Below are 25,605 nucleotides of genomic sequence, written 5' to 3' on the forward strand. Positions count from 1 at the left end.
CGATGAACGCCGCCCCCGCGGGCGCATCCGTTGCATATTGAGGTTTATCCGACACGTTCTCTTCCAACACTTCGTCCCCAGGTCGGGGATCCTCCCTGTTCTGCATAGCGACAGCCCGCAGCTAAGCGATCGCCTTTTTAAGGTTTCGCATTACACGCTGCTCGACCGAAAGCACGGCAAGGCCAACGCGCGTAGTCACTCGTCGACCGCACAGGTCGAGCTCCAAATAAGCAGTGCTCTTGCGTCTGTTAATGGTTTTGATAAGGCCTTCGTGGCCCAACAGCGGACCTGCCGTCACTATGACCTGGTCACCGTCTTTTAGGGCCTCGCTCATGGGCACTACGCGGTCTCCCCTGTGCGTAAAGCCGCCAATAAGCTGGACCTCTTCTTTTGCCAGCGGCACAAACTGACCGTCCTGGGAAAGCACTCGGGCAAAGTCGTCCATGCGCAGCAGATACTGTTGCACGGTACGGGGATCTGCCGTGTCGCAGATAAGATAACCGGGAAAGAGCGATTTGGTCGTATTGACCCATTCGCCGTGAACTTTAATCTCGGTTTGAAATTGGGGATAAAAAAGCTCTTGCATGGCACAAGCCGGCACCATGTGCTCGATGCGCTCTCGCATTATGTCTTCGCGACCGTTAATGACCTGGATCACATACCACACGAGCACCACCCCCTTCTGTCTTACGTGTGGCTCACGGGGTTTGGGTATGGCTTCGCCAGGGCGCTTGTGCGCGAAGGCGCTCCATATTCAAACCCTGAGCCCAGTTAGACAAGCACGTGGCTCTGCCCCACCGTGAACGGTATGTATAAGTGCAGTTGCTCGAGACGCGGACGTGTATCGCAAAATGACCGCGTCCCCAGCTTACTGCGTGCGGGCCAGTCAAGCGGGTACAAAACTGGACCGCACGCAGTCAGCTGCAGGACTGCTACGTTTTGGCATACGAACTACCAGAATTTGCATCTCATAAATAAATCAACGCAAATTAAAAGAGCCGCATGACTTCTTTATTGGAGCTCGTGGTGTTTCTGGCACCGCCGTTACGGCCGGATGCTGATCGACCCTGCGCTTTGTGACTTGCTGGAGCCGTGAGCACAGTTGAACCCATGTAACGTTAGTTATTCTAGCACAAGCTGTTAGTGAAACTGATTTAGGCTGCGTTGGACAACATATCGTTCATTTGACGTGCTTAAGGGGGTTGTTTTGGGATGTTGTTCACATTGATGCAGGTTATTGAGGTATTGGCGGTGATTGGAGACGTTCCTGAAGCCTAAATGGAGCAGCGAGCTGCACTGGTAATTGCGCTTGACTAACAAAGTATGTACAGAGATGGGAAATTAATTGTGCAACTTTTTGTTGGCGTAGGTGGGGTTTGTAGCGCGTGGTGTTTTGGCATGAAAAAAGGCCTTCGAAATCCCGAAGGCCTTTGCATTCACGATGGTGGAGACGAGGGGGATCGAACCCCTGATCTCTTGACTGCCAGTCAAGCGCTCTCCCAGCTGAGCTACGCCCCCGTGACGAGGAGATACTATAGGGGAAGTTGGCGCGACGTGCAAGGACTTTTTTGGGTCAGACTCTAAATGCCTATTGATATAGGTAAGCGATGGCGGTTCCGGTGTGGACTTGGATCGTGGCTGTTGACCTGACGACGTTGCTGATGCCCGTGTCGGCTAACAAGCCCAGGGGGCTGTGATCTAGCTCCCATTCTAGGCCGTATTCGCTTGCCACCGTCCCAGGGGCTATGGCGATGATGGAGAACGTCTTGCCTTCGGCACCTTCGATGGTCCACGATTCGCCTGCGCGAAGGAAGCGGGCGACCACCTTATCCTCGGCGATCCAGATAGGGGCATCCTCGTAGCCTGCAAGCAGCCCCAGTACGGAAAGCGCCATGTCCGGACGGCCGCCAGTGGCGCAGGTCGCAACTACTTCGGCACCTGGCCAGCGGCGACGGACGGAATCGAGCGCCAGTGCCAGATCGGTATAGTCCTTGTACGGGTCGTGGCGCTCAACTTCAAAGTCCTCAGCGGCATCAACAAGAGCGCGACCGGCTTCGCTTACCGTATCGGCGTCCCCTACATATACGTCGCAGCCCAATCCCGCGCCCAGCAGCGCGTCGAGTCCGCGGTCCACGGCGACAACGTGGTCGCACTCCCCTGCTAGCCTACGCAACAGATCCGCGCTTGCCACCACGGGCGAGCCGCAGACCACTAATACTTTGCAAGCCACAGCCCTCGCCTATCCCTCAAACGAAAGCACACGGTCAAGGTCCAGCTCTTCATAGCTGTCGATAAAGATATCGCAGTTGGAACGCACCTCGTCGCGCTTCATGCGGCCGTGCGGGTCATAGATGCCCACGCGCTTAAAGCCGGCGACCCCAGAGCTCTTAAGGCCAAAAACGGCGTCCTCAAACACCCATGCGCGCTCAAACTTGTGCCCATGGCGCTCTTCCAGGCGGCGCAGCGCCAGCTCGTATACGTCGGGGAACTGTTTGGAGCGTCCTGCCTCGCCCGTCGTGGTAACAAATTCCATGTAAGCGTCGAGCCCGGCACCAGCGAGCGCGGACTGCACCAGCTCGGCCGGCGTGGACGTAGCCACGCACATGGCAATGCCCGCCGCCTTCGCCTGCTCCAAAAATGCCAGGAGACCCTCGCGCGGCGGCACCTTGGAGTACCCATCAATCAAAATCTCGCCCAGCTCGCGATACAGCTCCTCGCCATTCGCGCCAATGCCCCACGTGTCGTGGTAGGCCTGGCACTCGTCCTCCAGCGACAGGTGCTCAAATTGGGCAAAGTCATCCACGGTCACGTCGACACCGTGGCGGTGCAATAACTCGGGCTGTGCATAGGCCCAAACGGGGGTGCTATTAACCAGCGTGCCGTCGCAATCGAAAATAAAAGCAACCTTGGGAGCGGCGGTATGGGACATAAACGAACCTTTCGATATCAAATGGTAAACATCCTGCTAAAAACGTTTTACCAAACGTCAGCCAAACAATTTTGAAACCCAAATTGGTAAAACTGTCAAGAGTTTTACCACGTCAATTCTGCCAGTGGTATAAACATGTCGCTTACCGATTAAACGCCCCCGCAAATCCGCTTTCGTCCATAAAACTAACGCACAGGTGTTATCGTAGTTTCTGCCGAAAGTTCCACCGAGCACGCGAGGTGGAACGAATCATAGAACTATCGCCGTCCCTTCGATTCGTGCAGCCTTGGACCTTTCGCATCTAGTCACCAAGGCAACACGCTGCCGCGTCATGATGGGATCAAACGTGAGCGATACAAAGCTAAAGCCAGCAACCAAAAAGCCTGCTATCCGTAAAGCCGCCCCGCACGCGCCGGAGCTCACCAAGGACGATGTCTATCTGTTTGGCATCGGTACGTGGGAGCGCAGCTGGGAAAAGATGGGCGCGCACCCCGACACGCAGAACCGTACGCGCGGCTGGCGTTTTTGCGTTTGGGCTCCCGACGTAAAGAGCGTCCATGTCATTGGTGAATTTAACGACTGGGACGAGGAAGCCAACCCACTGGCGCCCATGCATACGAGTGCTATTTGGGAAGGTTTTATTCCTGGCGCCGAGCAGGGCCAGCTCTATAAGTATCTCATCGAGACCAACGAGGGCGAAAAGCTCTACAAGGCCGATCCGTACGCCTTTAAGGCCGAGTGCCCTCCGGGTACCGCGAGCGTGCTGTGGACCCTCGATGGCTACAATTGGAACGACGCCGCATGGCTCAAGCGCCGCGCCAGCCATAACCACATGTCGCAGCCCCTTAACATCTACGAGGTGCATATTGGCTCGTGGAAGCGCCACGGCGACGCGCCGCAGGGCGAGCCCGACGAGTACGGCAACTACCCCGGACCCATGGATCCCTTCCCCGCGCAGCGCGGCGAGTTCTATACCTACGACGACCTGTCGGTGGAGCTCGTGGACTACGTGCGCGACATGGGCTATACGCATATCGAGGTCATGCCGCTTATGGAGCATCCCTTCGATGGCTCCTGGGGCTACCAGACGTCCGGCTATTACGCCGCAACGTCGCGCTACGGCAACCCGCAGCAGCTCATGCACTTTATCGATGCATGCCACGAGGCAGGCATCGGCGTGATCATGGACTGGGTACCCGGCGGTTTTTGCGCCGACTCCCACGGCCTTGCCACCTTTAACGGCCACATGCTGTTTGAGCACGAGATTCACCCCAACTGGGGCACGCACAAGTTTGACTTCGCCCGCGGCGAGGTCCGCTCCTTCCTGGTCTCCAACGTGCTGTACTGGCTTGAGAACTTCCACGTGGACGGCATTCGCATGGACGGCGTGTCCAGTATGCTGTACCTCAACTTTGGCATTGACGATCCCAGCCAAAAGAAGTTCAACAAGTACGGTACCGAGGAGGACCTGGACGCCAGCGCGTTTATCCGTCAGGTCAACTGTGCCGTAGAGGCGCACTACCCCGACGTGATGATGATGGCCGAGGAATCCACCGCATGGCCGCTCGTGACCTATCCGCCGCAGGACGGCGGCCTGGGCTTCCACTACAAGTGGGACATGGGCTGGATGAACGACACCCTGCACTACATGCAGACCGATTTTCCGTGGCGCCCCGGCAACCACGGCCTGCTCACGTTCTCCATCATGTACGCCTTTACCGAGAACTTCATCTGCCCGCTGAGCCACGACGAAGTCGTGCATGGCAAGTGCTCGCTCATCGGCCGCATGCCGGGCGACTGGTGGCGCCAGTTTGCCGGCCTGCGCACGCTGGCCTTCTACCAGATGACGCACCCCGGTGCCAAGCTCAACTTTATGGGCAACGAGATCGGCCAGTTTATTGAATGGCGCTACTACGAGTCCATTCAGTGGTTCTTGACCGAGGAGTACGAGACCCACCGTCATCATCAGGCGTTTATCAAGGCGCTTAACCACCTGTATACCGCCGAGCCCGCCCTGTACGAGCGCGGCTACACCGACGATGGCTTTACCTGGATCGACGCGGACAACTCCAAGCAGTCCATCGTGAGCTTTGTCCGTCAGGGCGAGGACGTCGATGACGACCTGGTGATCCTGATCAACTTTGACCCGGCGAGCTATGAGAGCTTCCGCGTGGGCGTGCCGCGCGAGGGCGATTGGGAGGTCATCTTCGATTCCGACCGTCCCGAGTTTGGCGGCAGCGGCTACGCCGGCGAGGAGCCCTACACCTGCTCGAGCGAGCCCTATCCCTGGAACGGGCAGATGGACTCCATCGAAATTAAGGTGCCCGGCCTGGCAGGCGTGGTGCTTAAGCGCCGCGGTCCCAGCAGCTATAAGCCGCCCGTGGTTAAAGAGCCCAAGAAGGTGACGCGCAAGCGGACGTCCTCGGTAAAGCCCAAGACCGCGGCTGCTAAGAAGGCTCCGGCTAAGACGAAGGCTGCCAAGTCTGCTGCCAAGGCTTCGGCCAAGTCCAGCACGGCCAAAAAGGCATCCACTAAAAAGGCTGCTCCCAAGGCCAAGGCAGCTGCTGTTAAGCCATCTGCCAAGGATGCGTAACAAAAGCGTTACAGCTGTAATTACCCGCCCCGCGGGGGCGTAGGATACAAGTCATAACCGTTCCGGGAGAAACATCCCCGGGGGAAAGGAACGTATGAATAAGATCTTCGACAACAAGCAGGAGTTTACCGAGCTCTATCGCGATGCCGTCATGAGCATCAGCGGCAAGAGCGTCGAGGCTGCCAGCGATCTGGACCGCTTTAACGCCCTGGCCAAGCTCGTGGCCGAGAAGGCACGCACCGTTGCCACCAAGAGCGACGCCCGCGTCACCGCCGAGGGCAAGAAGCGCGTGTACTACTTCTCGATCGAGTTTTTGATCGGCCGCCTGCTTGACAACTACCTGCTCAACTTTGGCGTGCGCGACATGGTCGCCGAGGCGCTCGACGACATGGGCTTCGACCTGTCCGTCATCGAGAACCAGGAGCCCGATCCGGCTCTGGGCAACGGTGGCCTGGGCCGTCTGGCCGCATGCTTCCTGGATTCCATGGCAGCCGAGGGCATTGCCGGCTACGGCAACGGCATGCGCTACCGCTACGGCCTGTTTAAGCAGGAAATCGTCAACGGCAGCCAGGTCGAGGCCACCGACGAATGGCTCACCCACGGCTATCCCTGGGAGGTCCGCCGTCAGGACAAGGCCGTGACCATCAAGTTTGGTGGCCATGTTGAGGGCTTTGAGGAGAACGGCCGCACGTTCTACCGCACGGTGGACACGCAGGATATCCTGGCCGTTCCCTATGACATCCCCGTTGTGGGCTATGCCGGCGAGACCGTCAACAAGCTGCGCGTCTGGGCCGCCGAGCCGGTTGAGGAGCACTTTGACCTTGAGGCCTTCAACCGCGGCGACTATGCCCTGGCCGACGCCGAGCGCGCCGAGGCCGAGGCCATCAGCGCCATCCTCTACCCCAACGACGCCGGCGAGCACGGCCGTCTGCTGCGCCTGAAGCAGGAGTACCTGTTTGTCTCGGCCGGCATCTACAGCCTGCTCGACACCTTTGAGAAGGAGCACGGCGAGAACTGGGACCTGCTGCCGCAGTTTGTGGCCATCCACACCAACGACACGCACCCCGCCATGTGCGGCCCCGAGCTCATGCGCATCCTCATCGACGAGAAGAAGCTCGAGTGGGACGACGCCTGGAACATCGTGACGCAGGTCGTGAGCTACACCAACCACACCATCCTGCCCGAGGCCTTGGAGAAGTGGCCCATCGGCACGTTCTCCAAGCTCCTCCCCCGCGTGTATCAGATCATCGATGAGATCAGCCGTCGTTGGCACGAGTCGTTCGACACCACCCAGGAGGGCTGGCAGGAGCGTTTGCGCCAGACCGCCATTCTATGGGACGGCGAGATTCGCATGGCCAACCTGTCCGTGATCTGCAGCCACAGCGTCAACGGCGTGGCCAAGATTCACTCCGACATCATCAAGAACATCGTGCTCAAGGACTTCTATGCCCTGACGCCCGAAAAGTTCAACAACAAGACCAACGGCATCTCGCACCGTCGCTTCTTTGCCGAGGCCAACCCCACCTACGCCAAGCTCGTGACCGAGGCCATTGGCGATGGCTGGCTGAAGGACGCCTTTGAGCTGGAGAAACTCAAGGAGTTTAAGGACGACACCGAGTTCCTGAAGGCCGTTGGTGCCTCCAAGCGTGCCAACAAGGAGCGCCTGGCCGCCTACGTTAAGGCCGAGACCGGTCTGGTCATCGACCCCAACACCGTCTTCGATGTTCAGGTGAAGCGCTTCCACGCCTACAAGCGCCAGCTCATGAACATCATGAAGGTGATGGACATCTACAACCGTCGCATCGCGGATCCCAACTTCCACGTGACGCCGACGACCTTCATCTTTAGCGGCAAGGCTGCCTCGAGCTACACCTTCGCCAAAGAGACCATCCGCCTCATTAACTCCGTGGCCGACGTCATCAACAACGACCCGCGCGTCAACGAGGTCATGAAGGTCTGCTTTATCCCCAACTTCCGCGTGAGCAACGCCCAGCTCATCTACCCCGCCGCCGAGATTTCGGAGCAGATCTCCACGGCCGGCAAGGAGGCCTCGGGCACGTCCAACATGAAGCTCATGATGAACGGCGCCATTACGCTGGGCACCCTCGACGGCGCCAACATCGAGATCGCCGACCTGGCCGGCCGCGAGAACGAGGCTATCTTTGGCCTGACCGCTCCCGAGGTCGAGCAGCTCTGGGCATCGAACAGCTACTTTGCCTGGGATACGCTCAACAACGATCGCGAGCGTCTGGGCCGCGTGATGGACGAGCTCAAGGACAACACCTTTGCGGGTCTTTCGGGCAACTTCGAGAGCATCTACAACGAGCTCATGAACAACAACGACCCCGACCTAGTCATGGCAGACTTCCGCAGCTACGTGGATGCGTGGGAGAAGCTCACCGGCAGCTACGGCGACCAGGAGACCTGGAACCGCAAGGCCCTGCTCAACACCGCCTCGAGTGGCTGGTTCTCGAGCGACCGCACCATTCGCGAGTACCGCGACGAGATCTGGCACGCGTAAAGGCGCGCGAGCTCCCCTATGCCAGCACGGCATTACTCGACGGGCGTGACGTTGCGCCGCGCCCGTCGCTAATGGGTTTAGGAACATCGATGACAGAAGGAGAAATCGATGAGTAAGAAAGAATGCATCGCGATGCTCCTCGCAGGAGGACAGGGCAGCCGATTGGGGGCACTCACCCAAAAGATCGCCAAGCCGGCGGTTAGCTTTGGTGGCAAGTTCCGCATTATCGACTTTTCGCTCTCCAACTGCTCCAACTCGGGCATCGACACAGTGGGCGTTCTGACGCAGTATCGCCCCTACCTGCTGCATGCCTACGTGGGCTCCGGCGAGGCGTGGGATCTGGACAGCCGCGACGGCGGCGTGTCGATCCTGCCGCCGTACGAGACGCAGACCGGTGGTGCCTGGTATGCGGGCACGGCCGATGCCATTACGCAGAACCTCGACTACATCAAGGCCAACGACCCCAAGTACGTCCTGATTCTTTCGGGCGATCACCTGTATCGCATGGACTACCGCAAGATGCTCAAGACGCACATCGAGAACAACGCCGACCTCACGGTGAGCGTTATGCCCGTGCCGTGGGAGGAGGCCAGCCGCTTTGGCATCCTGACCACCGACCCCGAGGACGGCCGCATCACCAAGTTCACCGAGAAGCCCGATAAGCCCGATTCGAACCTCGCGTCCATGGGCATCTACATCTTCTCGGCCGACGTGCTGATCGAAGCACTCGAGGAGGACGCTCTGGACCAGCGCTCGAGCCACGACTTTGGCAAGGACATCATCCCCAAGCTGCTCGGCGAGGGCAAGCGCCTGTACAGCTACGAGTTCCACGGCTTTTGGAAGGACGTCGGCACCATCGCCAGCTTCCACGAGACCTCGATGGACCTGCTGGGCAACAACCCTGAGTTCGATCTGTTCGACAAGCACTTCCCCATCATGTCCAACATCACCACGCGTCCGCCGCACTACATTGGCCCGGACGGCCGCCTGGATGACTGCCTGGTCTCCAACGGCTGCAAGATTTACGGCACCGCTCGCCACTCAATCCTTTCGACCGATGTCATCATCGAGGAGCGCGCCGTGGTCGAGGACTCCGTGCTGCTGCCGGGTGCGCACGTTAAGAGCGGTGCGCACATATGCCGCGCTATTCTGGGCGAGAACTCCACGGTCGAAGAGGGCGTGAAGCTCGGCTCTGTCGATACCACCAAGGATACGGCCGTCGTTGGAAATGACGTCGTTATCGGGAAGGGGGAATGATCCGATGATCAATCGCAAGGCCATCGGTTATATCACCGCTAACTACTCTTCGACCTACGGCAGCGTGCTGCTCAAGGACCGCCCCATTGCGTCCGTACCGTTTTTGGGCCGCTACCGCCTGATCGACTTCCCGCTGTCCAACATGATGAATGCCGGCATTAAGACCGTCGGCGTCGTCATGCCGGGCAACTATCGCTCGCTGATCGACCACGTGGGCTCGGGCAAGGACTGGGGCCTGGACCGCAAGAAGGGCGGCCTGTTCATGGTGCCCGGCAACGCGTATGGCACCACCAAGGGCGGCATGCGCTTCTTGCTACGCGACATCATCTCCAACAATACGCTGTTCCAGCGCTCGGACAAGCCCTATGTTGTGATGATGGGCACCAACATCATCTTTAACATGGACCTCAACACCATCATCGACGCGCACGAGAACTCCGGTGCCCAGATGACCGTGGTGTACTGCAAGGCCACGCACAACGTCGATGACGAGACCAAACTCGAAATTAACGAGAACGGCCGCCTGACGGGCGTGAGCGCCGGCGTCGTGTACGGCGACAACGCCTCTATGGACTGCTGCATCGTCAACCGCGAGACGCTGCTCGAGATTATCGACCACTACCAGGCCGCCGACTATCTGGACCTGCTCGAGGCACTCCAGGGCGACTTTGGCAACATAGATGTATGCAGCTACGAGTACAAGGGCGAGGTCGTGGGCGTATTTAGCGAGAAGTCGCTCTATCGCCGCAGCATGGACCTGCTCGACCAGACCGTTGCCGACCAGCTCTTCGATCCCGAGCGCCCGATCCTGACCAAGGCCCACGACGTGCCGCCTTCGCGCTATGCGACCGGCAGCCACGCGTGCAACTCAATCATCTCGGCCGGCTGCATCATCAAGGGCACCGTGCGCAACTCGATCCTGTCGCGCGGCGTTGTGGTCGAGGAAGGCGCCTCGGTGACCAACTCGATCATCAACCAGAGCTGCATCATCAAGAGCGGCGCACGCGTCGAGAACGCCATTCTGGACAAGAACAACGTGGTTCCCACCAACACCGAGCTTCGGGGCACGCCCGAGAACATCCTGGTGCTGGGCAAGGCTCCGTTAACTTCCGACACCACCATCGTACGTTAACGTTGGCACCGCAACATCGCTCGAAACATGTAGAATAGCCGCCCGGTTAGCGCCAGGCGGCTATTCTCGAATTGCAACATGGGAGACAATATGGCAGATTCCAGCAAAAAGATGCAGATCGTGTTTGCCTCGGCCGAGTGCGCACCGTTTGTTAAGACCGGTGGCCTCGGCGACGTGGCGGGCTCGCTGCCTGCGGCGCTCGTGCGCGCCGGCGCCGAGGTTATCGTGATGGTGCCCAAGTACGCCACCATCAAGGACGAGTACAAGGCGCAGATGGAGCACTTCTCCGACTTTTACGTGAGCCTGGGCTGGCGCAATGAGTACTGTGGACTCGAGAAGCTCGAGCACGACGGCGTCACCTATATGTTCATCGACAACGAGCGCTACTTTGCGCGCGACTATCCGTACGGCTTCTTTGACGACGGCGAGCGTTTTGCGTTCTTCTCCAAGGCCATCACCGAGAGCCTGCAGCACCTGCCGGCCGGCTTTGAGTGCGACATCCTGCATTGCAACGACTGGCAGACGGCACTGGCACCAGTGTTCTTACGCGAGTTCTACCAGGGCCTGCCGCTGTACGACCGCGTCAAGACCGTGTTCTCGATCCACAACGTGGCGTTCCAGGGCCAGTTTAGCGACACCGTGATGGAGGACATCCTGGGTGTGGCGCATATTCCGGCGGCCGCCTCGCAGCTGCGCTGCGACGCCTGCAGCATCAACTACATGCTGGGCGCGCTGCACTATGCCGACGCCATCACAACGGTGAGCCCCACCTATGCGGGCGAGATCCAGACACCCGAGTTTGGCGAGGGCCTGGACGGCGTGCTGCGCGAGCGTTCCTACGCGCTGCAGGGCATTTTGAATGGCATTGACGTGGCGGGCTTTGACCCGGCAACCGACAAGCGCATTGCCGCCAACTACACGATTGACGATCGTTCCGGCAAGGCCGTGTGCAAGGCCAAGCTGCAGGAAGAGCTAGGCCTCGAGGTTCGCGACGACCGCCCGCTTATGGTGATGGTTACTCGCCTGACGCGCCAGAAGGGCATGGACCTGGTCATGTACGCGCTCGACCGCATCCTGTCCGGCGGCGTTCAGGTGGCCGTGCTGGGCACAGGCGACCGCGACTACGAGGACGGCCTGCGCTACTTCCAGGACAAGTACCCTGGCACCATGGCCGCGCGCATCGAATTCGATCCGGCACTGTCGCAGCGTATGTACGCCGCCGCCGACATGTTCCTGATGCCTTCGAAGTTTGAGCCCTGCGGTCTGTCGCAGATCATCGCCATGCGCTACGGCACCCTGCCAATCGTGCGCGAGACCGGTGGCTTGAAGGACACCGTTATCCCGTATAACGAGTTTACCGGCGAGGGTACGGGCTTCTCGTTTAGCAACTTTAATGGCGACGAGATGGGCGACGCGGTCTTCCGCGCGGCGCGCCTGTTCTGGGATAACCGCGACGCTTGGAACCAGCTGGTCACGCAGGCCATGAGCCAGGACTTTAGCTGGACGCGCTCGGCCGACAAGTATCTGGACCTGTACTTCTTTATGCACCCGGAGATTGAGAGGCCGGCGGGTGTGACTGATGTTGCAGCTGTCGATGAGCCCGCTGCCGCTGAGGAGCCCAAGGCCGAGGAGAAGCCGGCGGCCAAGGCCGAAGTTAAGCCCGACGCGAAGCCTGCCGCCAAGAAGACGACGGTCCGCAAGACGACGGCTAAGAAGGCCACGACCACGAAGGCCGCTGCTAGCAAGACTAGCGCCGCTAAGGCAACTACTGCCAAGGCATCGACTACGCGCAAGCGTACGACCGCCGCTGCCAAAAAGGCCGCCGAGGCCGAGGTCGCTCCCGAGGTAAAGGCCGAGCCCGCGGCAAAGGCTCCGGCCAAGACCGCTGCCAAGAAGACGACCGCGACCAAGACCACGACCGCTAAGAAGGCCACGGCTGCGAAGTCGACGACGACCAAGGCTGCTACGACGAAAGCCGCCGCGAAGACGACCCCGAAGGCCGCTGCAAAGCCCGCCGTCAAGGTCGAGGAGGCGCCCTCCGAGCCCAAGGCCAAGGTAGCTGTCGAGGCAAAGCCGGCCGCCAAAACCACCACGCGCAAGCGCGCTACGACGACGGTCAAAAAGGCCACGACCAAGGCTGCTGCTTCCAAGGCAGAGGCTAAGGACGAGGACAAGCCCGCAGTAAAGGCCGAGCCGGCGCCGAAGGCCGCTGAGGCCAAGACCGCTCCCAAGACTAAGGCAAAGACCGAGCCCACCAAGAAGGCCCCGGTCTCCCCCGCCGCTCCAGCCGAGGAAAAGGCTCCGACCAAGAAGACCTCCGTCCGCAAGGCAACGGCCACCCGCAAGCGTCACTAGTCTGGACGATTAAAACTTAATCCAACGCAAAAGAGGGCGCCCCAACCAGGCGCCCTCTTCTTGGTTGAACTTCTCTATTAAAAAGAGGGCCGGTTTACTACGACAAAATAGCTCTGGCCGACCACGGAGAGTATTCTATGAAATTGGCAACGCTTCTACCTGCGGATTTAATATCACCAAATTGACCGTGGTTGAGATCATTCAATTCGTCGTAGTAAACCGATGTACTTTTGTTTGACTACAAATAGTATCCGCCTGGGCGTTTTCGAATATCGCGATAATTTGGGTGGTAAAACGATTTTCTAGGACAACCGTTCGCCGATGGTAAACGAATGTTGTTTATACAGCCTGTGTACAACAGATATACTTATATCCTGTGCGTAAAGCCCATGGCCCGCAGGCCGTGATTCTATTGAACTGGACCGTATTATGAGATTGATTCACAACAGCCGTCTGCCGCAGTTTCGTACTCCGTTTGGCGCTGTGACCACTGGAACTTCCGTTTCGCTATCGGTGATTTTGGAGGATGCCGACCCCAACCAGGCAACGCTCACCCTGCGTACCTGGGTCGATGAAGTCGGTGAGTCTCTGTACCCCATGACGCACGAGGGCGACGGCATATTTACCGTAGAGCTTGAGTGCACTGAGCCCTGTCTTATCTGGTACAGCTTTATCTGCAATATCGAGGGCCAGCCCGAGGTCCGCTTGGGTGCACCGCAGGGCCGCACCGGCGGCGAGGGTGTGACCTACGACTACGCCGAGGTCCCGTCGTTCCAGATTACCGTCTACAAGCACCGCGAGAACCGTCCCACCTGGTACGAGCGGGGCATGGTCTACCAGATCTTCCCCGACCGCTATGCCCGCGACGAGCATTGGCGCGAGCGTACGCTGGCCGAGATCGAAAAACCGCGCAACGGAATCCAGCGCCGCATGGTCGAGGACTGGAACGAGCCGCCCGAGTACGAGCGTGCCGAAGACGGCTCCATCAAGACCTGGGATTTTTACGGCGGCTCGCTCAAGGGTATCCAAAATGACCTGCCCCGCATTGCCGAGCTAGGCTTTACGGCCATCTACCTCAACCCCATCTTTGAGGCCGCGAGCAACCACCGCTACGACACGGCCGATTACACCAAGATCGACCCGATTCTGGGCACCGAGCAGGACTTTACGGAGCTGTGCAAGGCGGCCGAGAAGCTCGGCATTTCTATCATCCTGGACGGCGTCTTCAACCACACGGGCGACGATTCGATCTACTTTAACCGCTACGGCAATTATCCCGGCGTCGGTGCTTGGCAGAGCGAGGACTCGCCGTGGCGCGATGCGTTTTACTTCCATGAAGACGGTTCGTATGACTGCTGGTGGGGCGTGGGCAACATGCCCGCCATCAATGAGAGCTCCGAGCTGGTGCGCGAGAAGCTCCTGGGCAAGGACGGCGTGATTCGCAAATGGCTGCGCGCCGGTGCCCACGGCTGGCGATTGGACGTGGCCGACGAGCTTTCCGACGACTTCCTGGCCGAGATCAAAAAGGCCGTGCTCGCCGAAAAGCCCGATGCGCTGCTGCTCGGCGAAGTCTGGGAAGACGCCTCCAACAAGATCAGCTATGGCCATCTACGCCGCTATCTGCAGGGTTCTGAGCTCGACTCTGCCATGGACTACCCCTTCCGCGACATGGTCATCGGCTTTTTGATGGGCTACAAGAACGCATATCAGGCTGCCGAGGACATCGAGACCCTGCGCGAGAACTACCCGCGCGAGGCACTGGCCTGCGCACTCAATCTGCTTTCGAGCCACGACCGTCCTCGCATCATCTCAGTACTCGGCGGTGGCCCCGACGAGTCACAGCTGCCCGAGAGCGAGCGCAGCAAATGGCGCCTGGACGATAACTCGATGGGCCTGGCCAAGAGCCGTTTTTGGTTGGCGACGCTCATGCAGATGACCTTCCCGGGCGTACCCTCAATCTATTACGGCGATGAGTACGGCTTGGAGGGCCTCACCGATCCGGGCAACCGCCGTACCCTGCCGACCAAGGACCAACTCCACGACTTCGACACGCTGGCCATCGTTAAGAACGCGTCTGCCGTGCGCCGCGCGCTGCCCTTTATGGTCGATGGCGAGATCAAGGCCTTTGCGCTCAACGACGAAGTCTTGGCTTACACCCGCACGGGCAAAGACGGCGAGGCCGCGACGGTTATCATCAACCGCAGTCTGCGCAATTCGCACTGCGTGACGATCCCAGCGCTCGGCGAATGTGCAAGCGACGTTATCAGCGGCCACGAGTGCGAGATCCACAACGGTACCGTCACGCTCGACCTGTACCCGTTGGGCTCTTCGATCATCTATCACCATTCCGAGAAGCGCCTGCAGGAGCCGCTCGATCACGGCGCGGGCGTCGTGTGCCACATCACCTCGGTGCCGACCGATGACGGCAAACCCGGCACAATCGGTGCGCCCACGCGTCGCTTTATCGACCATCTGGCCGCCATGGGCATGCGTTACTGGCAGGTCCTGCCCGTCAATCCCACGGACTTCTTCCGCTCCCCCTACGCCGGCCCCTCGGCCTTTGCAGGCAATATCGACCTGCTGCCCGAGGGCCACGAGGAGCTGGCTGCCGACTTCGTCACCTGGAAGGCCCGCGGCGGCGAGGATGCCGACCCGCTGTACACGGCGTTTAAACATCGCAACGCCGACTGGCTCGAGAAGTACTGCGTCTACATGGCGGTAAAGAAGCACTTTGAGGGACTGTCACGCCACGATTGGCCGGCGGATGTCGCGCGCTACAACGAGTACCTGATCGATGACAAGCGATTCCACGACGAGGCCGAGCTGCAGGCGTACATGCAGTATCGCTTTGACCTTGCCTGGTGCGAGCTTATGAACTATGCACACAAGAAGGGCATCGAGGTCATCGGCGATATCCCAATGTATGTCTCGGACGATTCGGCCGACGCGTGGAGCGAGCCCGAAAACTTCTGGCTGTCCGACACCGGCAAGGCGATTGAGATTTCGGGGGCGCCGCCCGACAACTTTGCACCCGAGGGCCAGGTCTGGGGCAACCCCACCTTCCGCTGGGATCACATGAAGGAGAATGGCTATCGCTGGTGGCTCGACCGCCTGCGCCGTGCGTTCGCACTCTACGACCGCGTGCGCCTGGACCACTTCCTGGGTTTCCACAGCTACTTTAGCATCCCCGCCGGCAAGGCCTGTTCTGAAGGTCGCTGGCTGGCTGGTCCGGGCAAGGACCTGTTCCAGACGGCCTACGACGAGCTGGGTCCGCTCAACTTTATTGCCGAGGACCTGGGCTATTTGACGCCTGGTGTTCGCGCGATGGCTTCGACCTGTGGCTTCCCCGGCATGGACGTACTGGAGTTTAGCAACTACGACGTTCGCTGCGGAATTCATCCCACGCCGGGCAAGATCCTGTACACCTCGACGCACGACACCTCGACGCTTGCCGGCTGGTGCACGCACTCCTTTGCGGGCGGCGACGAGCCGAGCGGCATTGCATTGGCAGGCGAGCTCATGGGCAACGCCTTGGCCAGCGATGCTCCGCTCGTTATGATGCCGCTGCAGGACGTGCTGGGGCTGGGCGACGATGCACGTATGAACGTGCCGGGCGTGGCCACGGGTAACTGGACATGGCAGGCGCAGGAGGCCGACATTGCTGCGGCCGAACAGAAAACTGCGAAGCTCCTGCGCAGCACCCATAGATTCTGGGGCGAAGCGTGATAAAACCCCCGATATAGGGTACAGTTACAGCTGTTTGAATTTTTGCGGGCAGAGCGATCTGCCCGCTTTGTGCTGAAAAGGAAGTATTATGGCGCGCTACGATTACAAGTGCACGAGCTGCGGCAACGTGTTTGAGGTTGAGCACCCCATGTCCGAGACGCCCGAGGTCGTATGCCCTAGCTGCGGTGCCCCGGCATCCAAGACGTTTTCGGCCAGCGGCATTAAGTTCGACGGCAGCGGTTTCTACAACACCGACCAGCGCAGTGGCGGCTCCAGCACCAGCGCCACCAGTGGCTGCTGCGCCAACTGCCCGCATAACCACTAGTGACAAGCGGCCCCGCGATCAAGCCCGATCGCGAGGCCGCTTCTTTACGCTATAGGTAGCTAATTAATTTTTAATAATTAGCATATTTTAAAATCCGCCCATACCAGCAGAATAGGGATCGTCACAGGTACCATCGCTATACCAATGAGTAGACCCCACGTAATTGCCATTTTCGTCATAAACATCCATAGTTTTAATGACTACTTTGCCGCCGCCGTTAGAGGAGCCTCCCGAATAGCCGCTTCCACCAGAATAATTATTACCGCTATAAGAATTGTTGGAATAATTGTTTTGCTGAGAAGCCTGCTGCTGAGTCTGCGCCACTTCCTCTTGAGTCTTCGCCTCAGCCTCTGCTTTTGCCTTATTTACATCATCAATACGAGTTTGATAACGACTAATCTGTTCATTGATTTGATCAATGAACTTCTTAGAATCCTTTTTGGCATCTTCAAAAATAAGCTTCTGATTATCTTTATTAGAAATATCATTAAGAAGGCCATTGAGGCTATTAATATGCTGCTGGAGAGAGTCAGTATCTTCAGTAGAATTTACATCAAAATTAACATGGTCAGTTACAGAAGTATTCCACTCATCATTTTGAGCATTACGACAGTCTTTAATAATGGAATCGTATTAATTGAGCAACTTCGTCCAATCAGGGGAAGTGCCATCCGCATACTTAAAACTGTCATTAGAGATTTCTTTATTCAAAATCTCTTTATTATTTTGAGCATTTTTAATGGTATCAAGACGTTGCTCAAAAGTTAGTAACCCAGGATCAGCCTTAAAGGCAGCAACACTATCGCTAGCCTTTGAATACAAAACTTCAACCTGCTGATTATGTTCACTACATGCTTGTTTGTAATTGTAACCAGCATAACCACCGACACAACCAGCAATGAGCAGAGCAACAATACCGGCACCAATAATTACCCGCTTTTTAATCGAAGAATTCTCAACCTCTTCATTTTCCTGAGTATTATCTTCAGGATTGTCAATCTTGTCACTATTAAGTTCGTTCATTTTAACCCCTCAATATTAAATCTGCGAGCGGTTCATGCATCCAGAAACTTACCAAACCCAACCGCTTACTTTCATACCCCATTTATTAATCCCAGTTCCAGAAAAATCTTCCTTATGAGTTGCGGTGAAATAGGGACTGTTTGGTGGGTAGAAGCCGCTATTCAATCCCTATTTCACTGCAACTTAGTTGTTACTTGTGGACCAGGCGGGCGCAGAAGTGGCCGTCGTAGGAGTCGGCGTTTACCGGCACGCTTTGGAAGAGGCCTCGAGCGTTCTGGCGGACGGAGACGAGTTTCTTAGCCTGGGCAAACTCGGGCAGCTGCAGGATTTGCGCCTCGGAGAGCGGCGCCACGGTAAAGCCGGCACCCTCGGGAGAAGCCAGGAAGGCATCCACGACCTGAGTGTTCTCCTCAGCAAAAACCGAGCAGGTGGCATAGATAAGCTCACCGCCGGCAGCCACGCGCGCGGCGGCTTCCTTGAGCATCGTCTGCTGCAGTTTAGGAAGCTCAACCGTCACGTCCTTTTCGGTCAAGCGCCACGGAATCTCAGGATGACGGCGCATGGTGCCGGTACCCGAGCACGGGGCATCGATAAACACCGTATCGAACAGAACGGGTTTACCAAGCATCGCATCGAACGACGTGAGGACCGTATCGAGCTCGCACGCATCACCCGAGACGGTACGAACGCCCTTGATACCAGCCTTATGCAGGCGCGCAAGATTCTGATCACACTTGCGATCGTGCAAATCGAGTGCATTGTGCTGACGGTCGTAGCCGGCACGCTTAGCCTGGCACATCATCACATACGTCTTGGTACCACGACCGGCGCCAATCTCTAGGCAGCGCCCGGGACGAGTAGCCGCAGTAGCGATGAGCTGAGCGTTAAGGTCCGAGGCCACGGCCGCCGCGCGTTCAAACACACCCGACGCAACTGTGGCCTGTGCATCGACCGGCGCATGGCAACCCGGGAACACAGGCGCAACAAACTGCGAGATATACGGATCGGGCTTGGTCGCAAAGGCGTTCTCATGCAGGGCCAGCGGAGCGGGGGCCAGATTACCGGCAAAGCTAAGCGCGCCCTCCGGTGTGTCAAACGAAGCCATAATACGAGCGCACAGCCAACGCGGCAGACCCAACAGGCGCGACAGACGAACCAATCGGCGCTCGGACTCATCGGCATCCGCCGCAGTGGCAAAGTCCTCGACGTTGTCCGCGACCTTATGCAGCACGGCATTGGCCAAACCGGCGGCAGACTTAGCTCCGCTGCGCACCAGCTCAACGCCCTGACTCACCGCAACGCGGCCAGGCGTATGCAGGTAGAGCATCTCAAAGGCCGAGATGCGAAGCGCCATGCGAACACGCGGCGCGACCTTTTTGGGTTTATCGAGAAACTGGTCGAGCAGCTCGTCCAAAATGCCCTGGGTGGCTGCAACACCAAGTGCCAAACGAGCCGCAAAAGCAGAATCGCGCTGGTCAATGGCCTTAGCTGTAGCGCGGGCAGAGAGCACGTCGCGTGCGTACATACCGCGGCGATCGGCCTCCATCAACACATCGAGCGCAAGCTTGCGCGCGGGGGAAAGCTTGCTCATGACAAAACACCCCACGTCAGATCGGCACCCTGCAGGCCGGCAGCCCAGGCAGAAGCAGCCATGGCACGCTTGCCATCGGGCTTAACCTCGAGCAGCTCAACCGCACCATCGGAAAGCCCCAGGTAGACACGCTTGCTCTTGACGGCAACAGTGCCCTCGCCAAGCGACACATCAGCCGGCGCAGCATCGAGCACGCGAACCGTCTTGCCGGCAATCACACAACGGGCGGGTGCGGTGTCAGACGAAGCCAGGACATGACGCACGCAATCGAGCGCCGACATCTGAGGATCCAAACGCATCTCCTGCTTAGAAATCTTGGCAGCATGCGTGACAAGGGACTCATCCTGCTCGGTCCACACCGCCGTGTCATCGGCAAGCGCGGGCAGCGTATCGGCCAGCAGCTTACCGCCCAGCTGGCCAAGCTCCATCGTCAGTGCCTCGGCATGCTTACCGGCAACCGAGGTCGAGGCCTGCGCGCAATAAGCGCCGGTATCCACGCCATGTCCAATACGCATAATGGAAACGCCGGCAACATCGTCACCAGCAAGAATGGCACGCTGAATAGGAGCAGCGCCACGCCAACGCGGCAGCAGCGAAGCGTGAACATTCACAATACCGAGCGGCGCCATATGCAGCACCTCATCGGGCAAAATGCAGCCATAGGCAGCCACACAGAAAATATCAGCCTGCGCAGCCTGGAGCGCCTCAACAACCTCCGGCGTCATACGATTAGCCTCAACAACCGGCAACCCCAGCTCAAGCGCCTTGGCCTTAACGGGAGAAGGCTCAAGCTTCTTACCACGCCCACGAACAGCATCAGGACGAGTAATGACAAGCGCAATCTCGTTCCCAGCCTCAACAAGCGAAGCCAACGAAGGCACAGCAAAATCAGGCGTACCCATAAACACAATACGCATAGAGAACGTCTCCCCTCAACCAAAGCCGAGACGGCTACAAATAACAGCGGAAAGCCAAGTACCCAGCCCATCCGCAATAACAATTCAACAAGAACAAATATACCCAAAACCAAAGAAAGAGCCGCATAAAAGCAGCTCCCTCTCAACAAAGACTATCAGCGAAGACGCCCCTCCCTGGCCCGACGGCACCCGGGCGAAAAGGAGCACGAAAACGCAGTCCCCTTCCGCCGCAGGGCTTAGGTTATTGCTCCACGCGCAGTTCCGCACGAGCCGAAGAGCACTTAATGGGCTCTTCGTGCGAGCAGGACTGTTTGAGCATGGAGCAATAACCTAAGCCCTGCGGCGGAAGGGGACGGAGGGACCTACTCCGTCTCGCCCGGTCGAGCGCCGCGGGCCAAGGCGTCCTGGTACTCCTTGACTGCCTTGAGCCTCTGCATGGGCTTGAGTCGCTCGAACATGGTGTTGCCGTGCAGGTGATCGATCTCGTGCTGTAGGCACACGCAGAACAGATCGCCCGAGGCCTCGTAGCGAATCAGGCTGGCATCCAGGTCATACGCCTCGACGACGACATGGTCGGGACGCTCGATCTCGCAGCTAATGCCGGGAATGGACAGGCAGCCCTCGCTAAACGGCACCAGATGGTCGCTCTGCTCAACAATGACAGGGTTGATGAGCACGTACGGGTCATAGTCGTTCTTGTCGCTGTAATCGCAGTCGATGGTGACGAGTTGGATGAGCTCGCCGATCTGCGGAGCAGCCAGGCCGCAGCCGCCGTTCTCGAACATCATCTTCTTCATCTTCTCGGCAAGCGCCTCGATCGCTGGGGTGATTTCCTCGATGACAGCGCACTCCTGGCGCAGACGAGGGTCGGGCGACAGTACGATTCCGTTGGCTTCCATGGCCATCCTTTCGGGTTGTTACATCAAATCATAGGCGTCGACGTCAACACTCACGCTCACGCCACGCACGGAACCCACCTCTTTGAGGCAAGCATCGATATCATCAGAGACATGGTACCCCACGGGCGACTTCACAAGCAGGTGGAAGCGATAACGGTCCTTTGCTCTCTCGATTACACACGAAGCAGGGCCCAGCACCTGCGGCGCAGCACTCCCCGCCCTCAAAAAGTCGGGAGCGGCGACATGCCAGCGGCGCTTGAGGAGTTTCGCGATGCGACCGATGTAGTCTTGCGCTTCGTCTCGGTTCGCCGACCACACCAAGATGTTGACCAGGCGAACAAACGGCGGATACAGCGCGTCGCGACGCTGGTCCAGGTCGTAGTCGGTAAAGATCGAACGGTCGTGCTCGGCGACGGCGCGAATGACCGGGTCCTCGGGCAGATAGGTCTGGATGATGACCTCACCGGGGCGATCGCCGCGACCGGCGCGGCCCGCGACCTGCTCCAGCAAATCGTAGGCACGCTCCCCCGCTCTAAAATCGGGCAGCTTTAACGCAAAGTCGGCATTGACCACGCCCACGAGCGTGACCTCGGGAAAGTCGAGGCCCTTGGCGATCATCTGGGTACCCAGCAGCACCGCGCAATCGGCCGCATCGAACTGCTCGAGCAGCTTTTTATGCGCGTCCTTGCCACGCGTGGAATCGGCGTCCATGCGAATGATGGCGACGTCCTCGGGCAGCATCTGGTGCAGCGCGTCCTCAATCTGCTGCGTGCCCAGGCCCATTTTTGCCAGATAACGACTGCCGCATTTGGGACAGCGGCTCGTGGGCGCCGGATAGGGTTGCACGCGCCAGGACGAACCGCAGGTGTGGCATTGCAACGTGTGCGTGCGTTCATGATACGTGAGCGCGGTGGAGCAGTGGTTGCAGGTGGGAACGCAGCCGCATTCGCGGCACATAAGGAACGGCGCAAAACCGCGGCGGTTGTGCAGCAGCACGGCCTTCTCGCGACGTTCAACCACGCGTTCCAAGCCTTCCATCAGCGGCTTTGAAAACATTGAGCGGCTGCCGTGCGAAAACTCGCGCCGCAGGTCGGCAATGCGGACCTCGGGCAGAACGGCGTGTCCCGGGCGCTCGGGCATCTCGGCACGAGTCCAGGTGGCACCGTTGTACATGCCGCGACGGCAGCGGTCGAGGGCCTCGGCAGAAGGCGTGGCCGAGCCCAACACAAGCGGGCAGCGATAGCGGCGAGCCATCTCGGCCGCCACCTCACGCGCGTGGTAGCGCGGGCTGGAACCCTGCTTGTAGCTGGTCTCATGTTCCTCGTCGATGATGATGAGGCCCAAGTCGCTGAGCGGGCAAAAGAGCGCCGAGCGGGCGCCCACGACCACACGTGCGGCACCGCTGGCGACCATATCCCACTGGTCCAGACGCTCACCAGCAGAAAGACGCGAATGGAATACAGCGACCGTCTCACCGAAGCGCGAGCGGAAGCGGCCGACAGTTTGAGCCGTCAGCGAGATCTCGGGCACGAGCACGCAGGCCGAACGGCCGGCCGCTAGCACGCGCTCGATGGCGGAGAGGTACACCTCGGTTTTGCCGGAGCCGGTGACGCCGTCAACCAGCACCACGTCGCCATGAGCGTCCAGACGGGCGCGCTCAATCTGTGCGAGTGCCTGTTGCTGACCGTTGGTAAGGGAGACCGGCGCCTTACCGCTTGCCGAGGACAGCGTGGTCTGCTCGTTGCAGCCACGCCAAGCACGGCGCTCCTCTACCACCACGACGCCGCGCTTTTCGAGCGCCTTGATGGTCGCCGACATGCTGTTATAGAGCAGGTTGAGGTCGCGCGTCGTGACCGGGCCGCACTGGAGCGCCTCGATGAGCTGACGCTGGCGAACGGCGGTTTTGGGCGGCGTATAGTCAAATCCCTCGGGCGTGAGCATGACCCAGCGGTTTTGGATAGGCTTGACGGCGGGACGTTCAACCGTCCACACGCCGTCGTCGCCCTTGACCACCCGCGGGCTGCCGCCCGGGGGCAAGAACAGGCGCAGACACTCGGAAAGCGTCGCGACATACTCGCGGCTCATCCAACGTGCGATACGGGCAGCCTCCGCGGTAAAGAGCGGTTTGCTGAGAATCGCCTCGACGGGCTTGATGCGCGCAGGATCGAGGACCTTGTTGCCTTGCAGGTCGCCCAGCTCAGACGCAATGTCAATGATATAGCCCGCGGCCGCACGGTTGCCAAAATGGACCAGGACCGTAGACCCGACTTGGGCCTCGTTGGCGAGGGATTGCGGAATGCCGTAAGCAAACGGCTCGGACAGCGCACGCGTCGGGATGTCGAGAACCACGCTCGCATAGGCGGCGACGGGTTCGGGTGCGGGCCCGGGCTGCGCCGGAGCGGCGGCAGGAGCCGCGGGCTTCGAAGCCTCCTCCGGTTCCGGCGAACCAAACAGCGACAGTTGCTCGGCCATGGCCCCAGCACCTCCCATCCCATTCGTCTTCAGAAACAAGAGCCCCGCTCGGGGTGAACGGGGCTCGGATACGTGCGTTTACACGGCTGCTACAGCGCCATCGTGCGGGCGCGGTCGATGCGCGCCAGGCAGTCGTCGCGGCCGACGAGTGCCATGGTCTCGCCCAGCGGAGGGCTCACCATGTTGCCGCAGACGGCAACGCGCACGGCTTGGAACACCACGCGCTTCTTAAGGTCCATCTGCTCGGGCAGCGGTTCAAGCGCGGCGTCGATGTTGGCAGCCGTCCACTCGTCCACGCCCTCGAGCGCGGCCTTGGCGGCATCCAGAATGGCACCCATGCCCTCCTTGGCCAGGCCCTTGTTGACGGACTTCTCGTCATACTCGAGCGTCTCGGCCGTAGCGAAGATGGGAGCGGCGACGGTCACGGCGTCGGTCGGCATCTTGGTGCGCGGCTTGACGATGGCGGCAAGCGCATCGATCCAATCCTCGCCGTACTCGACATTGCCCTCGATGAGACCCGCCTCGTGCAGCTCGGGGACCATGATCTCGTCGGCAAACTGAGCATCGGACATGCCATTGATGTACTCAGCGTTGACCCAATCGAGCTTCTTGGGGTCAAAGGTCGCCGGGTTCTTGGAGATGCGATCGAGCGAGAACTTGCTGGCCAGGACATCGCGCGGGATAATCGTGGTCTCGCCGTCGAGCGACCAGCCGAGCAGCGCCAGGTAGTTGACGAAGGCGTCGGACAGGTAGCCGGCGTCGCGGTACTCCTCCACCGAGGTAGCGCCGTGGCGCTTGGAGAGTTTCTTGCCGTCGGCGCCCAGGATCATGGAGATGTGGGCGAACGTGGGCACGGGCGCGCCGAGGGCCTCGTAGACCATGACCTGACGCGGGGTGTTGGACAGGTGGTCGTCACCGCGGATGACGTGGGTGATCTTCATCATAGCGTCGTCGACGACGGTCGCGAAGTTGTACGTGGGCGTGCCATCGGAGCGGAAGATGACAAAGTCGTCGAGCTCCTTGGCGTCGAAGGTCACCTCACCGTGGACGGCGTCGTGGATGACGACGTCGCCGCGGTCCTCGGGCACCTTGATGCGCAGGACGTAGGACTCGCCGGCCTCGATGCGGCGGCGGGCCTCCTTGGGATCAAGATCGCGGCAGCGGCGCTGATAGCCCTGGAAGGGGTCCTTGCGCTCCTGCGCGGCCTTGCGATCGGCGTCGAGCTGCTCCTTGGTGCAGAAGCACGGATAGGCCTTGCCCTCGTCCCAAAGCTTCTGGGCAGCCTGCTTGTACAGGTCCAGGCGTTCGGTCTGGGCGTAGGGGCCAAAATCGCCGCCCACCTCGGGACCCTCGTCCCAGTCCAGGCCCAGCCAACGCATGGCGCGCAGGATGATCTGCGTGTTCTCGTCGGTGGAGCGGGTAGGGTCGGTGTCGTCGATGCGCAGGATGAACGTGCCGCCGTTTGCGCGGGCGAAAGCCCAGTTATAGATAGCGGTGCGGGCGCCGCCGATGTGCAGCTTGCCCGTCGGTGAGGGTGCAAAGCGGACGCGAACGTCTGATGCCATGGAAATCTCCTCGATTGCAGGATGGATGTCTAACCGCACCAGTATAAAGCATCAAAGCAACCTCCGCACAAAGGGCACCGACCTACTCATTGGGGACAGACTTAAATGACCAGTCTTTGGGCAACCTGTCGGCATTTAGGTAAGACTGTTCGTTTAAGCCTGTCCCCAATGAGTACCCGGCCGGCCATTTATGTCTGTCCCCAATGAGTAGGTGCGGAAAGGGTGTGAATGTTTGATTTACGCGCTATGATGTGCCCTTGCATAGAGAGCCCGGCGGAATGGTAACGGTCGCCGGGACAC

General features: G+C 59.4%; 17 protein-coding genes and 1 tRNA gene. 7 read left to right on the forward strand and 11 right to left on the reverse strand.

Features of this window, described 5'->3' with window-relative positions:
• Positions 1-121: 121 nt before the first annotated feature.
• The 4 genes from loaP to AB5758_RS00715 form a co-directional block, all read right to left on the reverse strand.
• Positions 122-676, reverse strand: coding sequence for an antiterminator LoaP (gene loaP / locus AB5758_RS00700; RefSeq protein ID WP_368155317.1), 555 nt, complete (start codon positions 674-676; stop codon positions 122-124).
• Positions 677-1,442: 766 nt separating this feature from the next.
• Positions 1,443-1,518 (reverse strand) — tRNA-Ala (locus tag AB5758_RS00705).
• A 70-nt stretch (positions 1,519-1,588) separates the two neighbouring features.
• A complete protein-coding gene (locus AB5758_RS00710; protein ID WP_368141571.1) occupies positions 1,589-2,230 on the reverse strand; it encodes a thiamine diphosphokinase in 642 nt (213 codons plus the stop codon).
• 9 nt (positions 2,231-2,239) lie between these two features.
• Positions 2,240-2,929: an HAD family hydrolase gene (locus AB5758_RS00715; RefSeq protein WP_138374689.1), complete on the reverse strand. Its 690-nt coding sequence runs from the start codon at positions 2,927-2,929 to the stop codon at positions 2,240-2,242.
• 331 nt (positions 2,930-3,260) lie between these two features.
• Between AB5758_RS00715 and glgB the strand changes: the two genes are divergently transcribed.
• The 7 genes from glgB (at position 3,261) to AB5758_RS00750 (ending at position 16,838) form a co-directional block, all read left to right on the forward strand.
• Positions 3,261-5,522: a 1,4-alpha-glucan branching protein GlgB gene (gene glgB / locus AB5758_RS00720; RefSeq protein ID WP_368141572.1), complete on the forward strand. Its 2,262-nt coding sequence runs from the start codon at positions 3,261-3,263 to the stop codon at positions 5,520-5,522.
• Positions 5,523-5,616: 94 nt separating this feature from the next.
• Complete coding sequence (locus AB5758_RS00725; protein WP_138374690.1) at positions 5,617-8,043, forward strand: glycogen/starch/alpha-glucan phosphorylase; 2,427 nt, start codon at positions 5,617-5,619, stop codon at positions 8,041-8,043.
• Between the two features lie 108 nt (positions 8,044-8,151).
• A complete protein-coding gene (locus tag AB5758_RS00730) occupies positions 8,152-9,300 on the forward strand; it encodes a glucose-1-phosphate adenylyltransferase (protein WP_006233920.1) in 1,149 nt (382 codons plus the stop codon).
• Positions 9,301-9,304: 4 nt separating this feature from the next.
• Positions 9,305-10,432, forward strand: coding sequence for a glucose-1-phosphate adenylyltransferase subunit GlgD (glgD, locus tag AB5758_RS00735; protein WP_368141573.1), 1,128 nt, complete (start codon positions 9,305-9,307; stop codon positions 10,430-10,432).
• A 90-nt stretch (positions 10,433-10,522) separates the two neighbouring features.
• On the forward strand, positions 10,523-12,787 hold the full coding sequence (gene glgA / locus AB5758_RS00740; protein ID WP_368141574.1) for a glycogen synthase GlgA: 2,265 nt from the start codon (positions 10,523-10,525) through the stop codon (positions 12,785-12,787).
• Between the two features lie 429 nt (positions 12,788-13,216).
• Entirely contained in the window at positions 13,217-16,513 is a 3,297-nt protein-coding gene (locus AB5758_RS00745) for a 4-alpha-glucanotransferase (protein ID WP_368152623.1), read from the forward strand.
• 88 nt (positions 16,514-16,601) lie between these two features.
• On the forward strand, positions 16,602-16,838 hold the full coding sequence (locus AB5758_RS00750) for an FmdB family zinc ribbon protein (protein WP_225093557.1): 237 nt from the start codon (positions 16,602-16,604) through the stop codon (positions 16,836-16,838).
• 87 nt (positions 16,839-16,925) lie between these two features.
• Here AB5758_RS00750 and AB5758_RS00755 read toward each other — a convergent pair whose 3' ends face one another.
• From AB5758_RS00755 to gltX, 7 genes are all read right to left on the reverse strand, one after another.
• Positions 16,926-17,162 (reverse strand): hypothetical protein, encoded by a 237-nt coding sequence (locus AB5758_RS00755; protein ID WP_368141925.1) that lies wholly within the window; start codon positions 17,160-17,162, stop codon positions 16,926-16,928.
• Between the two features lie 309 nt (positions 17,163-17,471).
• Entirely contained in the window at positions 17,472-17,861 is a 390-nt protein-coding gene (locus AB5758_RS00760; RefSeq protein WP_368141926.1) for a hypothetical protein, read from the reverse strand.
• A gap of 190 nt (positions 17,862-18,051) precedes the next feature.
• Positions 18,052-19,452 (reverse strand): RsmB/NOP family class I SAM-dependent RNA methyltransferase, encoded by a 1,401-nt coding sequence (locus AB5758_RS00765; protein ID WP_368141928.1) that lies wholly within the window; start codon positions 19,450-19,452, stop codon positions 18,052-18,054.
• Positions 19,449-20,369, reverse strand: a complete 921-nt coding sequence (fmt, locus tag AB5758_RS00770; protein WP_138112499.1) for a methionyl-tRNA formyltransferase — start codon at positions 20,367-20,369, stop codon at positions 19,449-19,451. The genes AB5758_RS00765 and fmt overlap by 4 nt, the downstream gene beginning before the upstream one ends.
• Positions 20,370-20,731: 362 nt before the next feature.
• Complete coding sequence (gene def, locus AB5758_RS00775) at positions 20,732-21,268, reverse strand: peptide deformylase (RefSeq protein WP_138112497.1); 537 nt, start codon at positions 21,266-21,268, stop codon at positions 20,732-20,734.
• A gap of 18 nt (positions 21,269-21,286) precedes the next feature.
• On the reverse strand, positions 21,287-23,740 hold the full coding sequence (priA, locus tag AB5758_RS00780) for a replication restart helicase PriA (protein ID WP_368152717.1): 2,454 nt from the start codon (positions 23,738-23,740) through the stop codon (positions 21,287-21,289).
• A gap of 89 nt (positions 23,741-23,829) precedes the next feature.
• Positions 23,830-25,305 (reverse strand): glutamate--tRNA ligase, encoded by a 1,476-nt coding sequence (gene gltX, locus AB5758_RS00785; protein ID WP_138112493.1) that lies wholly within the window; start codon positions 25,303-25,305, stop codon positions 23,830-23,832.
• Positions 25,306-25,605 lie beyond the last annotated feature (300 nt).

Origin of the sequence: Collinsella aerofaciens (assembly GCF_040926405.1) — a bacterium.
Taxonomy (GTDB): domain Bacteria; phylum Actinomycetota; class Coriobacteriia; order Coriobacteriales; family Coriobacteriaceae; genus Collinsella.

Excerpts from the sequence above, each read along its gene's own strand:
- AB5758_RS00715 (WP_138374689.1), bottom strand. The coding sequence starts at position 2,929 with ATGTCCCATACCGCCGCTCCCAAGGTTGCTTTTATTTTCGATTGCGAC.
- glgB (WP_368141572.1), top strand. The coding sequence starts at position 3,261 with ATGATGGGATCAAACGTGAGCGATACAAAGCTAAAGCCAGCAACCAAA.
- AB5758_RS00725 (WP_138374690.1), top strand. The coding sequence starts at position 5,617 with ATGAATAAGATCTTCGACAACAAGCAGGAGTTTACCGAGCTCTATCGC.
- AB5758_RS00730 (WP_006233920.1), top strand. The coding sequence starts at position 8,152 with ATGAGTAAGAAAGAATGCATCGCGATGCTCCTCGCAGGAGGACAGGGC.
- glgD (WP_368141573.1), top strand. The coding sequence starts at position 9,305 with ATGATCAATCGCAAGGCCATCGGTTATATCACCGCTAACTACTCTTCG.
- glgA (WP_368141574.1), top strand. The coding sequence starts at position 10,523 with ATGGCAGATTCCAGCAAAAAGATGCAGATCGTGTTTGCCTCGGCCGAG.
- AB5758_RS00745 (WP_368152623.1), top strand. The coding sequence starts at position 13,217 with ATGAGATTGATTCACAACAGCCGTCTGCCGCAGTTTCGTACTCCGTTT.
- AB5758_RS00750 (WP_225093557.1), top strand. The coding sequence starts at position 16,602 with ATGGCGCGCTACGATTACAAGTGCACGAGCTGCGGCAACGTGTTTGAG.
- AB5758_RS00760 (WP_368141926.1), bottom strand. The coding sequence starts at position 17,861 with ATGAACGAACTTAATAGTGACAAGATTGACAATCCTGAAGATAATACT.
- AB5758_RS00765 (WP_368141928.1), bottom strand. The coding sequence starts at position 19,452 with ATGAGCAAGCTTTCCCCCGCGCGCAAGCTTGCGCTCGATGTGTTGATG.
- fmt (WP_138112499.1), bottom strand. The coding sequence starts at position 20,369 with ATGCGTATTGTGTTTATGGGTACGCCTGATTTTGCTGTGCCTTCGTTG.
- def (WP_138112497.1), bottom strand. The coding sequence starts at position 21,268 with ATGGAAGCCAACGGAATCGTACTGTCGCCCGACCCTCGTCTGCGCCAG.
- priA (WP_368152717.1), bottom strand. The coding sequence starts at position 23,740 with ATGGCCGAGCAACTGTCGCTGTTTGGTTCGCCGGAACCGGAGGAGGCT.
- gltX (WP_138112493.1), bottom strand. The coding sequence starts at position 25,305 with ATGGCATCAGACGTTCGCGTCCGCTTTGCACCCTCACCGACGGGCAAG.